Source organism: Pseudomonas sp. FP1154, from assembly GCF_030687245.1.
GTDB lineage: Bacteria > Pseudomonadota > Gammaproteobacteria > Pseudomonadales > Pseudomonadaceae > Aquipseudomonas > Aquipseudomonas rhizophila.
The window spans coordinates 3,556,927-3,570,966 of the sequence record NZ_CP117465.1 but is presented as its reverse complement, the minus strand read 5'-3'; the positions used below and the strand labels follow the sequence as shown (position 1 = coordinate 3,570,966).

Below are 14,040 nucleotides of genomic sequence, written 5' to 3'. Positions count from 1 at the left end.
AAAACTCAAGTGAGTCGATCAGGGCGCCGCGCCGGTCCGAGACCTGCGCGGGCGCGGCGTCGCTCGCTAGCTTTGGGAATTGGGTTTGGTCTTGAGTTTGCCCAGCAGCTTGTCCAGGGACTTCTGGTTCAGCGCCTTGGCCAGCGGGAAATCCGCTGGCATCAGCGAACCGGCCTGCGGGTCGAGGCAGTGCTCGACCAGCGCCTGCAAGTGTTCCAGCAGACGAGCGGGCAAACGGCTGTCGGCGTTCGGCGTGACGCTGTGCCATTCGACACGCAACACGCCGTCCTCCAGCCAGGCCACTACTTCACGGGCATGGGTCACTCGGTTCACCGGGGCCATCTCCGGCGGCGGGGTCAGGCTGCTGGCGCGCAACCAGCCCTCTGGCGTTTGCTCATGCCCCAGGTAGTTGAACAGCACATCACCGTGGCTGGCCGGCAACTCGCCGCGCTGACGCAGCAAGCCGTAGCCAAGGCCTTGGCCGGGTACGTCACGCAAAGCTTGCTTGGCGTTGCGCACCTGCTCGCCCGCGGCACCGCGGGCGTTCACCCGCAGTGGGTACAGCGTGGTGAACCAGCCGACGGTGCGGCCGACGTCCAGCCCGGCAAACGGTGCGTCACGTCCGTGGCGCTCAAGGTCCACCACGATATCGCTGCGCTGTTCGACCTCGGCCAGAGTCGCGGCGAGGGCGGCGATCAGCAGTTCTTCCGGTTGCGTGCGGTACGCCGCGTGGGACTCGGTCAGCCATTGCTGCGTGCGGCTGGCATCCCAGCGGGCCGCCAGTGTCTGGCGCTCGGCGACCGTGGCCATGGGCGGCCGGTTCGTGCCGACCTGGGCACTCCAGTAGCGATGCTCGGTAGCAGCCTTCGCGGCATGGGCTTGCAGGTGCTCGGCCCATTGACGATACGAGGTGGTTTTTGCCGGCAACGTCGGCTGCTCTCCACGTTCCAGGGCGGGGTACAGCTGTTGGAAGTCTTCCAGCAGCGGCGTCCAGGACACCGCATCGACCACCAGGTGATGGGCCACCAGGTACAGGCGCTGCGGCGTGCCCTCCAACAGGGCTGCGGCAAACAACGGGCCGTGTTGCAGGTCCAGGCTCTGCGCGACGTGCAGCAGTTGTTCCGGGTGTTCGCAGCGGGTCAGTTGGGCCGGGGCCACCGGCGCGATGTGCGCCTGCCATTGCCCGTCGATGTTGCTGAAACGCAAGCGCAGGGCGTCGTGGTGGGCCACCAGCCGGTCCAGCGTGGCTTGCACGATGGCCGGTTCCAGGCGACGGTCGCTGTCGGCCAGCACCGCTTGGTTCCAGTGGGCGGCCTGGACCTGCTGCTGGTCGAAGAACCATTGGTGCAACGGCATCAGCGGCATCGGCCCGCTCACGTCGCCTTGCTCGGCCTGGGTCAACAGTGTCGTGGTCACGTGGGCCAGCGCCGCCGGGGTCGGCGAACGGAACAGGTCCCGTGGCGTGAGCGAATAGCCCTGTTCACGCAGGCGCGAGATCAGTTTCAGGCCGAGGATCGAGTCACCACCCAGGGCAAAGAAACTGTCCGAGGTGCCGACTTCACGGCCGCCGGTCAAGGTGTCGCCGAGCAGTTCGCCGAACAACTGGCAGAGCAGGCGTTCCAGCTCGTTGCGCGGTGCCGCGTAGTCTTTCTGGGTGCTTGGCAGGGGCAGGGCAGCCAGGGCCTTGCGGTCGATCTTGCCGTTGGTGCTCAGGGGCAGGGCCGGGATTTGCACCCACACCGCCGGCACCATGTACGCCGGCAGTTCGGCCGCAAGCTGGGTGTCGAGGTCCGACTGCGCGGTGCTACTGCTGTAGAACGCCACCAGGCGGTTGTCGATGACCAGGGTGCAGGCGCCGGTGATGGCCGGCAGGTTAAGCAGCGCTGAGTCGATTTCCCCCAGCTCGATGCGCTGGCCGCGCAATTTCACCTGATGGTCGAGACGCCCCAGGTACTCGATGTTGCCATCGGCCAGGAAGCGGCAACGGTCACCGGTGCGGTACAGGCGATCACCGGCCACGAATGGACTGGTGAGGAAGCGTTCCTCGGTCAGGTCCGGGCGTTTCAAGTAACCACGGGCCACGCCGACGCCACCGATGTACAGCTCGCCGATGCTGCCAATCGGCAACGGCTGCATAGCCTCGTCGAGGATGTACAAGCGCAGGTTGGCGATGGGCTTGCCGATCGGCACGATTGCATCGCCCTCCGAGCAACGCCAGACCGAGACGTCGATGGCTGCTTCGGTCGGGCCGTACAGGTTGATCAGGGCGGCCGGGTGCTGGCCCATGAAGCGCCGCACCAGATCCACCGGCAGTGCTTCGCCGCTGGCAAACACCTGGCGCAGGCTGTGGCAGTTGACCAGGCTCGGTTCTTCGACAAACGCCCGCAGCATCGACGGTACGAAGTGCAGGGTGGTGACCTGTTCCTGCTGGATCAACTGGCTGAGGTAGGCCGGGTCGCGATGCCCGTCCGGACGCGCCACCACCAGGGTCGCGCCGGTGATCAGCGGCCAGAAGAACTCCCACACCGAGACGTCGAAGCTGTACGGGGTCTTTTGCAGAACACGGTCGTTCGGGCCAATCGGGAAGGCGTCCTGCATCCAGTGCAGGCGGTTCATCAAGGCGCCGTGTTCGTTCATCACGCCTTTGGGTTGGCCGGTGGAACCGGAGGTGTAGAGCACGTAGGCCAGGTCGTGAGCTTCAACGCTGATCGGCTCGAACGCTGGAGCCTGGGGCAGAGCGTCGAGGGTCCAGGCTTGATGTCCGGTTGGCAGGCGCGACAGCCACTGCGCCTGGGTCAAGGTGACCTTGGCATCGGCATCCTCAATCAGGAACGCCAGGCGTGCAGCCGGCAATTCCGGGTCCAGCGGCAACCACGCGGCACCGGCATGGACGATACCGAGCAAGGCCACGACCATCTCCACCGAACGCTCCATGCACAGCGGCACGATGCTGTCAGTGCCCACGCCGGCGGCGCGCAGGGCCCGGGCAACGGTTTGCGCCCGTTGATCCAGTTCGGCATAGCTCAGGCGCTGACCTTCGAACACCAATGCCGGGGCGTTGGGGCTCAGGGCGGCTTGTTGGCTGAGCGCGGTGTGCAGGTTGGTCGGGCCGCTGTAGTGACGTTCGGTGGCGTTCCAGCGATCCAGTTGCTGCTGATCCTGCTGTTGCGGGAACAGTTCGACCAGCGTGCGCCCAGGGGTTGCCACCAAGGCATCAAGCAGCGCACACCACTGCGCGCTCCAGCGTTGCATCGTCGTTTCGTCGAACAAGGCCGATTGGTATTCCAGCGCCAGCGTCATGTCGCTGCCATCGTCCTGGACTTCCCAGCTCTGTTCGAACTTGGCGTCGATCACCGGCAGCATCTGCTCTTCGACGTTCAGCCCCGGCCATTGGCTGCTGTCCACCCGGCCATAGTTGAGGGAGAACAGCACCTGGAACAGCGGTGTACGGCTCAGCTCGCGGTTTTGCGAGACAGCACCGACCAGGGTGGCGAAGGGTAGGTCGGCATGGGCCTGGGCTGCGCGCAGGTCGGCCTCAAGGCTGGTGAGCAATTGCTCGGCCGGAGCCCGTTGGTCGACGTCGCTGCGGATCACCAGGGTGTTGACCAGACAGGCCAGCAGTGTCTGGGCTTGCGGTTGATCACGCTGGTCCGCCGGGGTGCCGAAGCGAATCTCCCGTTGACCGCTGTAACGCGCCAGCAGCGCGCTCAAGGCCGTGGCGAGCACCACATAGGTGGTGGTGCCGCGCTGACGGGCGAACTGACGGATGGCTTCGGCGCGCTGGGTGCCGAGACGGAGGGTCAGTTGCCGGGCGCGACGATTTGCTTCGGCGCCACGCGGATGGTCGATGGGCAGGTCGAGTTGGTAGTCTTCCTGGCCCAGGTGGTTTTTCCAATAGTCCAGGCTGTCACTGCGTCGGGCCTGGGTGTCCGGGTGTTGTTGCCACAGGGCGAAATCGACGTAGTCGATCTCCAGCGGCGTCCAGGCCGGCGACTGCCCGTTGAGGCCGGCGGCGTAGGCCTGGGTCAGTTCGTCGATGAGCAACTGCATGGCCCAACCGTCGGTGGCACTGTGGTGCAGGCACACCAGCAGCAGGTTTTCGTCGCTGCCCTGACGTTGCAGCAGATGCGCGCGCCAAGGTGCGGCGGCGGCCAGGTCGAACGCTGTCATCAGTTCGTCCTGGGCGTTGGCGCAGGCCGAGGCCCAGTCCTGGGTCGCGACGTCAGTGACCGCGAGCGCCGGTCCGTGGTCGTCGATCAGCAATTGCGGCTCGCCGTCGACTTCGACAATCCGGCTGCGCAGCACCAGATGGCGCTGGCTGAGCTGCTCAAAGGCCTCGCGCAAGACCTGGACCTGCAGCTCACCGCGCAAGGTCAGGGCAAACGGCATGTGGTACTCGCGGGATTCCGGCACCAGGCGACTGAGCATCCAGAATCGGCGCTGGGCCAGACCCAGGGGCAATTGCGCCGGGCGCGGTTGCGCGCTGATCCATTCACCGGGGATGGCCGCGCGCAGATGCTCGGCCAGGGCCGCCACCGTTGGTTGGGCGAACACCAGCGGCAAGGGCAGGGAAACCCCAAGGCGCTCACGGACCCGACTGACCAGGCGGGTGGCCAGCAAGGAGTGGCCGCCGAGTTGGAAGAAGTGATCTTCGATGCCGACTGGCGAACAACCCAGCACTTCGCCGAACAGTTCGCAGAGTACGCTTTCAGTGGCGTTGCGCGGTGCTGTGTGCGGCTGGTCGCTTTGGCTCTGTGGCAGCGGCGTGGCGGCCAATGCCTTGCGGTCGAGCTTGCCGTTGCTGTTGAGCGGCAGGCTGTCGAGCTGCACGAACAGGCTGGGCTGCATGTGCGCGGGCAGGCTGTCGCTCAACTCGGCACGCAGGGTCGCCTCATCGGTGTCTCCGCACCAGAAACTCACCAGGCGCTGGTCGAGCAACAAGGTGGCGGCATCGCGAACACCGGCCTGCGCGAGCAGTGCGGCGTCGATTTCCCCCAGTTCAATGCGCTGGCCGCGCAACTTCACCTGATGGTCGAGACGCCCCAGGTACTCGATGTTGCCATCGGCGAGGAAGCGGCAACGGTCGCCGGTGCGGTACAGGCGGTCACCTTCGATGAATGGGCTGGCGAGGAAGCGTTCCTCGGTCAGGTCCGGGCGTTTCAGATAACCCCGGGCCACGCCGACACCGCCGATGTACAGCTCGCCGATGCTGCCAATCGGCAACGGCTGCATGGCCTCGTCGAGGATGTACAAACGCAGGTTGGCGATGGGCTTACCGATTGGCACGATCACGTCGTTGGCCGAGCAACGCCAGACCGAGACGTCGATGGCTGCTTCGGTCGGGCCGTACAGGTTGACGAGGGCCGCCGGGTGCTGGCCCATGAAACGCCGCACCAGATCCACCGGCAGTGCTTCACCACTGGCGAACACCTGGCGCAAGCTGTGGCAGTTGACCAGGTTCGGTTCTTCGACAAACGCCCGAAGCATCGACGGGACGAAGTGCAGGGTGGTGACCCGTTCCTGCTGGATCAACTGGCTGAGATAGGCCGGGTCGCGATGCCCGTCCGGACGGGCGACCACCAGGGTCGCGCCGGTGATCAGCGGCCAGAAGAACTCCCACACCGACACGTCGAAGCTGTACGGGGTCTTTTGCAGAACACGGTCGTTCGGGCCAATCGGGAAGGCGTCCTGCATCCAGTGCAGGCGGTTCATCAAGGCGCCGTGTTCGTTCATCACGCCTTTGGGTTGGCCGGTGGAGCCGGAGGTGTAGAGCACGTAGGCCAGGTCGTGAGCTTCGACGCTGATCGGCTCGAACGCCGGGGCCTGGGGCAGGGCGTCGAGGGTCCAGGCTTGATACCCGGCGGGCAGGCGCGACAGCCACTGCGCCTGGGTCAAGGTGACCTTGGCATCGGCATCCTCAATCAGGAACGCCAGGCGTGCAGCCGGCAATTCCGGGTCCAGCGGCAACCACGCGGCGCCAGCATGGACGATGCCGAGCAAGGCCACGACCATCTCCACCGAACGCTCCATGCACAGCGGCACGATGCTGTCGGTGCCTACACCGGCGGCGCGCAGGGCCCGGGCAACGGTTTGCGCCCGTTGATCCAGTTCGGCATAGCTCAGGCGCTGGCCTTCGAACACCAGCGCTGGGGCGTTGGGGCTCAGGGCGGCTTGTTGGCTGAGCGCGGTGTGCAGGTCGGTCGGGCCGCTGTAGTTGCGCTCGGTGGCGTTCCATTCGACCAGTTGACGCTGACGTTCTGCCGCCGGCAACGGTGACCAGTCGCCGAGACGGGCCTGCGGTGCTTCGAGCATGGCTTCCAGCAGCTGTTGCCACTGTTCCAGCCAATGCCGGGCCGTGGTTTCGCTGAACAGCGCGGCGCGGTACTCCAGCAACACCGACAGCACCTCGCCGTCGTGCACTTCCCAGTTCAGGTCGTACTTGGTGGCCTGGGCGGTCACCGCCCGTTCGCTGACCTGCAACTGCGGCCATGGCTGGCTCGACGAATCGGCGTTCTGCATGGCGAACAGCACTTGGAACAGCGGCGTCTGGCCGAGGCTGCGCGAAGGTTTCAGGTGCTCCACGACCTGGTCGAACGGCACGTCCTGATGCTGCTGGGCATCCAGCACACGGTTGCGCACCTGGCCCAGCAAACCTTCGAAATCCAGCGTCGGATCCAGATCGGTGCGCATGACCACGGTGTTGACGAAGCAGCCGATCAGCGGTTGCAGCTCGGCGAATGGACGCTGGGCCACCGGGCTGCCGACCCGTACGTCGCGTTGGTTGGCGTAGCGCCCCAAGAGCAACTGCGCCGCACCGAGCATGAGCATGTACAGCGTGGCGCCGCGTTGCTGGGCGAACTGCCGCAGGCGTGCCACCAGGGCAGACGGCAATTGCAGTTGCACTGCGCCGGCCGCTGGGGCGAGCTGGTTCGGACGGCCCTGTTCGGTCGGCAGGTCCAGCAGGTAGTCGCCGTCCTCCAGTTGGTTGCGCCAGTATTCCAGTTGGCTGCTGAACATGGTCTGTTGACTGGGCTCGCGCTGCCAGAGGGCATAATCGGGGTATTGCAGCGCCAGCGCCGGCAGTGCCGCCGGAGTGCCCTGGCACTGGGCGGTGTAGAACTGTCGCAGCTCATCCAGCAGGTTCTGGCTGGAGGCGTCATCGGTGGCGCAGTGGTGCAGGCTGAGCAACAGCAGCGACTGGGCGCCGCCGCTGCGTTGCAGCAGTGTGGCACGCAAGGGCACTTCGGCGGCGAGGTCGAAACGGCGGCCAGTTTGCGCGTGGATCGCCGCGTCGGTCAGTTGTTGCCACTGCTCGTCGCTGGCGGCCTGCAGTGGCGTGACTTGCAAGGTGATAGCGACTTGCGGTTCGACGATCAACGCCAACTCGCCGTCGGTATCGCGCACGATGCGGCTGCGCAGAATCTCGTGGCGCTGGACCACGCTGTCCAGGGCCGTTTGCAGGGCCTGGACATTGAGTTCGCCGTCCAGTTGCACGGCGCTGACCACGTTGTATTCACCACCGCCGGCGCTCAGTTGTTCGAGGAACCACAGGCGTTGCTGTTCGAACGACAGCGGCAGGCGTGCCGGACGTGCCGGTGCAGCGAAGGTCGCCGCCGGGGCTTGCAGGGGATCGCCCAGCAGCGCGGCCAAGGCTTCAAGGGTTGGGTGTTCAAATACCGAGCGCAACGGTGGCACGCTGGTGAACTGTTGACGCAGGCGGGCAAACAGCGCCGCCGCCAGCAGCGAGTGGCCGCCGAGGTAGAAGAAGTGGCTGTCACGGCCGATCTGCGACGACGGCACGTTCAGCAACTCGGCCCACAGGGCAGCCAGTTGCTGTTCGGCGACGCTGCGCGGTGGCTGCAGAGCGTCTGGTGCGGCTTGGATGTCCGGGGCCGGCAAGGCCTTGCGGTTGAGTTTGCCGTTGTCGGTCAGTGGCAACTCATCGAGCAGCACGAATGCCGAAGGCACCATGTAGTCGGGCAGGGCGGCGCCAATGGCGTTGCGCCAGGCGTGGATGTCGGCCTGCTGGTCGCAGGTCACGTAGGCCACCAGACGCTTGTCGCCGGGCACGTCTTCACGGGCTAACACCACGGCCTGGCGCACGCCCGGTTGGGCGCCGATCAGGGTTTCAATTTCCCCCAGTTCGACGCGGAAGCCACGAATCTTCACTTGATGATCGATGCGTCCCAGGTATTCGAGCTGGCCGTCGGGCAGCCAGCGCACCAGATCGCCGGACTTGTACATCCGCGCACCGGGCAGCGACGAGAACGGGTCTTCGATGAACACCTTCGCGGTCTGTTCGGCACGGTTGAGGTAGCCCAGGGTCACGCCGGCACCGCCGATGTGCAGTTCCCCCGGGACGCCCACCGGCATCGGGTTGAGGAACGCATCGAGCACGTAAGTGCGCACGTTGGCGATCGGCCGGCCAATGATCGGCCGCAGCGGGAAGTCATCCACCGCGCAACCGGTTGCATCGACCGTGCATTCGGTTGGGCCGTAGGTGTTGAAGAAGCGGCTGCCGGCAATCGACGGCAAGCGTTGCCATAGCTGTGCATCCACCGCATCGCCACCGAACAGCACGAAGCGCGGCAGGTACACCTCGCCACGGCGAACACCGTCGCTTTCAAGCAGGGCCTTGAGCTGTGCCGGGGTGCACTCGAAGGCTTCCAGACGGGTGTCGCGGAAGAACCCGGCCAGGGCCTCGGGGTCGTAGCGCACGTCTTCCGGGGTCAGGTACAGGCTGTGGCCGTCGAGCAGCAGGATCAGCTCGGCCACCGAGCTGTCGAAGGCGAACGAGTAGTTGAAGCTGGTGCGCATCGGCTGGTCGGTGTAGCGGCGATACAAGCCATGGATGCGCGCCCAGGCCAGGTTGACCACCGAGCCGTTGGTTACCAGGGTGCCCTTGGGCTTACCGGTCGAGCCGGAGGTGTACATGATGTAGGCCAGGTCTTGCGGGCCGGCGAGCGGGGCAGGGTTGCTGTCCGGCTGGTTGGCGAACAGCGCTGCGTCGCTGTCCAGGCGCAAGCGTGGCAGTTCGGCGCCCAGCTGTTCCAGCAGGCCTTGCTGGCCGAGGAACAGTGCCGGCTGCGCGTCTTCAAGCATGTACGCCAGGCGATCCACCGGGTAGGTCGGGTCCAGCGGTACATAAGCGCCGCCGGACTTGAGAATGCCCAGCAGGCCGACCAGCAGTTCCAGCGAACGCTCGACACACAGCGCCACCGGGCGGTTGGCACCGACACCACAGCTGCGCAGGTAATGCGCCACCTGGTTGGCGCGCCGATTCAGTTCGCCGTAGCTCAGGCTGCGGCCTTCGAAACACAGGGCGTCGCGTTCCGGGGTGCGCTCGGCCTGTTGTTCAAACAACTGGGCAAAGGTCAGGTGCGTCGGCACCTGCATCTCGGTGCGGTTCCACTCGACCACGGTGCGTTGCCACTCCGCGTCCATTAGCAGCGGCAAGGCGGCGACCGGGCGCTGTGGCTCGGCGAGCATGTGTTCGAGCAGATGCTCCAGGCGCGCGAGAGTCTGGCGGGCGCTGTCGGCGACGAACAGGTCGAGGGCGAACATCAGCTCTAGCTGGATCGGCGCATTGGCCGGGCACAGCACGTGCAAGTCCAAGTCGCATTCGGAGTGCCGCAGCGGCGTGTCCAGGGCTTCGAATTCCAGCCCGGGGAAGCGCAACCGCGACTCCATGGCCAGTTGCTGGGCGACCATCACCTGGTACAGCGGCGCATGGCTGAGGCTGCGCGGCAGTTGCAGGCTGTCGACCAATTGTTCGAACGGCAGGTCCTGATGCAGCAAGCCACTGCGCAGACGCTCGGCCACTTGTTTGACCAGGGCGGTGAAGTCGGCTTGCGGCTCGAAGTCGGCGCGGATCGCCAGGTTGTTCAGCAAGATACCCAGCAGACCTTCGGTGCCCGGTTGTTCCCGGTGGGTGACCGGGGTGCCGACCAGTACCGTGGCGTCGCCGCTCAAACGGTGCATCAGCACGGCAAAACCGGCGAACAGGACGGTGAACGGCGTGGTGCCGAGGCGACTGGCAAAGGCTTGCACTCGACCACTGAGGTCGGCGCTGAGTTCACGCTGCACGATCCCGGCGCGGTAACTTTGCACCGATGGCCGTGGATGATCGGTGGGCAAGGCCAGCAGCGGGCTGGAGTCGTTGTCGCGACGGTCCAGGGTGGTGGTCCAGTAATCGAGTTGGCGCTTGAGTTCGGCGCCTTGCAGGTGTTCGCGCTGCCAGAGGGCGAAGTCAGCGTATTGCAGTGGCAGGGCCGGCAGGGCGGCGGGCGCGCCGTTGCAACGGGCTTCATAACCCAGGGCCAGCTCGCGCAGGGCGATGGTGGCCGACCAGGCGTCCGAGACCAGGTGATGCAGGGCGATGCCGAGCACATGATCGTCCGGCGCCAGGCGCAGCAAGCGCGCCCGCAGCAACGGAGGGCAGGTCAGGTCGAACGGTTGCTCGAAGGTGTCTTGCAAGGCATTGAACTGCGCGCCGGCGCGGGCGGTGGCGGTCAGGCTCGACAAGTCTTCGAAGGGCAGCGCGATATCCAGGGTTGGGCTGATGCGCTGGCACGGCACACCGTCGATGCTGTGGATGCCGGTGCGCAGGATTTCGTGGCGCACCAGCAGGTCGTTCAGGCTGGCGTGCAGCGCCTGGACGTTGAGTTCACCCTTGAGGTGCAGGGCGAACGGGATGTTGAACAGGGTGGTGCCCGGCGTCAGTTGTTCGATGAACCACAGACGCTGTTGCGAGAACGACAGCGGTAGCAGCGGCGGACGAGGCTGGGCCTTGGGCACGCTGAGCGCGTTGGCGTGTGGTGCGGCGGCCTCGGCCTGGCGGGCGGCGATGGCTTCGGCCAGCAAGGCCACGGTCGGCTGTTCGAACAACACCCGCAACGGCAGGTCGAGCTTGAATTGGGTGCGCAGGCGGGCCACGATCTGGGTCGCCAGTAGTGAATGCCCACCGAGGGTGAAGAAGTTGTCTTCCACGCCTACTGTGTCGCGCCCCAGGACCTCGGCCCAGACAGACGCCACGCTGGTTTCCAGCGCGTTGCGCGGGGCGATGCTATGCTGGGTGTCGGCCTGCCAGTCCAGCTCACGGGCGGCGAGGGCCTTGCGATCGACCTTGCCGTTGTTGTTCAGGGGCAGCTTGTCCAGGCAGACGAAGGCCGCCGGCACCATGTACGGCGGCAGTTGCGCGCGCAGGTGCTCGCTCAGGCCGTCGCTGCCCAGGGCCTGGTCATGGGCCGCCCAGTACGCCACCAGCCAGGCTTCGCCGACGGTGTTTTCCCGCAGCAGGACTGCGGCTTCCCGCACGTTCGGGTGCTGCGCGAGACGGTGTTCGATTTCCGTCAGCTCGATCCGGTGCCCGCGCAGTTTGACCTGCTGGTCGCGGCGGCCGAGGTATTCGATCACCCCGTCTGCACGCCAGCGTCCCAGGTCACCGGTGCGGTACAGGCGACCTTCGAGTTGAGGATGGTCGATAAAGGCGTCAGCGGTGCGTTGCGGGTCGTGCAGATAGCCGCGGCCGACGCCGACGCCCCCGACACAAATTTCCCCGGCCACGCCAACCGGCACCGGGCGCAGGGCTTCGTCCAGCACATACAGGCGGTTGTTGGCGGTCGGCTGGCCGATGGGCATGTGACTGACTTCGGCCCCCGGTGCTTCGAAGATCGGCTGGAAGGCCACGTCGTCGGCGCATTCGGCCGGCCCGTAGGCGTTCATCAAGGCAATGTCGGGGAACCGGGCGAACCAGTCGCGGGCCACGGTCGGCGGCAGGGCTTCACCGGTGGGCAATACCCAGCGCAGGTCCGGCAGTTGCAAATCGCATGGGCACAGTGCGAGCAAGGTGCGCATCAGGCTCGGGACGATTTCCAGCACGTTCAGGCGCTCGCTGGCGAGCACTTGCAGCAGGCGTTGCGGGTCGTGGGCGACCTCATCCGGAAGAATGTGCACGGTGGCACCGAGCACCGGTGCGGCGAGGAACTGCCACACCGAAATGTCGAACGCCACCGAGGCGGTCTGGGGAATCCGGTCGGCGGCGCTGAGGCCCAGGGCCGGTACTTTGCCGAAGATGTTGTTGAGCATGCCGCGCTGTTCGATCATCACACCCTTCGGAGTGCCGGTCGAACCGGAGGTGAACAGCACGTAGGCCAGGCTGTCCGGACCGGCGAGCACCGGCAGAGGCGCGTCGTTGCCCGACGTCCAGCAGGCCTCGGCGAACAGCGCCTCAGGCCCCCGGTCGAGGTCGCTGAGCAGTTGATCGAGCAGGCCGCTGCAGGCTTCGCTCGCCACCAGCAGAGGCGCGCGGGACAGCCCGAGGATTTCCCGCAGGCGCTCGGGCGGGTGATTGACCTCAAGGGGCAGCATCGCTGCGCCCGCCTTGAACACGGCCAGCATCATGGTCAACAGCGCCAGGCCACGAGGGGCCACCAGCGCGACCAGTTGATCTGCACCGGCGCCGGCCTCGCGCAGGGCATGAGCCAGGCGCGTGGAACGCAGGTCCAGCTCGGCGTAGGTCAGTGACTCACCGGCGCAGATCGCGGCGACATGATCACCGCGCTGGGCGACCTGGGCGGCAAACAGCTCGGCGTAGCTTTGATCCAGCGGGAAATCGTGGCGGTTGAGTGCCCACTCGCCCAGCAACTGTTGGCGCTCCTCGGCGGCCAGCAGTTCGAAGCTGGCCAACGGCGCGTCGGGGGCGGCGAGCATGCTGCGCACCAGGCTGGCGATGTGGCCCAGCAGGCGCTGCACGGTGGCGGCCTCGAAACGTTCGCGGTCATACGACACGCGGATGCCCAGCTGTTCCCCCGGCAGGATCACCACGGTCAAGCCGTAGTGGGTGTGCACGCTGTGGTCCATGCCTTCGAGGCTGAACTGGAAGCCGCCTTCGAGGATCTGTTCGTCGATGGGGGCGTTTTCGAATACCAGGATGCTGTCGAACAGGGTCTCGCCCCGGGGGAAATCGCTCCAGCCCTGGATGTCGGTCAACGGCGTGTGCTCGAAGTCACGCATGTCGACGTTGAGCTTTTGCAGGTCGCCCAGCCAATTGCCGAGCGTGGCATTCGGGTCCACCGACACCCGCAGTGGCAGGGTGTTGATGAACAGGCCGATCATTTGCGCGACGCCGGTCAGGTCGGCCGGACGCCCGGCCACGGTGACGCCGAAGACCACGTCCTGTTGCCCGCTGTAGCGCGACAGCAGCAGTGACCAGACGCCCTGGAAAAACGTGTTCGGGGTGATCCGCCGATTGCGGCAGAACGCCGCCAGCGCCTGGGTTTCCTGCTCGTTCAGGTGAATCAGTTGATCGTCCACCAGCACCGCATCGGTGTAGCGGTCGCGGGTCACGCCGTTGTCCACGGTCAGTGGCGTGGGCGCGTTTAGACCTTGCAACTGGCTGCGCCAGAACTCCTCGGCCTTGCCCGCATCCTGGCGTTGCAGCCACTGGATGTAATCGCGAAACGGCCGAGGGCTTTTCAGCTCCGGCGTGCGGTCGTTGCACAGTGCTTCGTAGACTTTGAGGAAGTCCACAGTCACCAGGGAAATGCACCAGGCGTCCATCAGGATGTGGTGGAAGCTGCGAATGAATTCGTAGGACTCATCAGCCAGGCGCACCAGCCGGAAGCGAATCAGCGGTGGCTTGGACAGGTTGAAGCCGACTTTCTGCTCGTCTTCCAGCAGGGTGCGAATCCGCGCTTCCTGCTCATGGGGGGCGAGCCCGCGCAAATCGAGGGTGTCCAGCGGTACCTTGACCTGACGATGGATCACCTGCACCGGTTGCTTCTGGCTTTTCCACTGGAAACTGGCGCGCAGGGAAGGGTGCAGCGCTACCACCTGGCGCCACGATTCGAGGAACGCGCCTTCATCGATGGCCCCGCCGATGCGGTAGCGATCCTGCATCAGGTACACACCGGAGTCTTCGTGCAGCAGGGAGTGGAACAGCATCCCTTGTTGCAGCGGCGACAGCGGGTAAATGTCTTCGATCGGGTTACCGGTGGTTTTTTCGCTGGTCATTGAAAGGATCCTGCGTAAATAGGGGCG

1 protein-coding gene is annotated in these 14,040 nt (G+C 65.8%); it reads right to left on the bottom strand.

Translation table 11 applies throughout. The features are described from left to right. Positions 1 to 66: 66 nt before the first annotated feature. Positions 67 to 14,013: a non-ribosomal peptide synthase/polyketide synthase gene (locus tag PSH91_RS16005; protein WP_305466158.1), complete on the bottom strand. Its 13,947-nt coding sequence runs from the start codon at positions 14,011 to 14,013 to the stop codon at positions 67 to 69. Positions 14,014 to 14,040 lie beyond the last annotated feature (27 nt).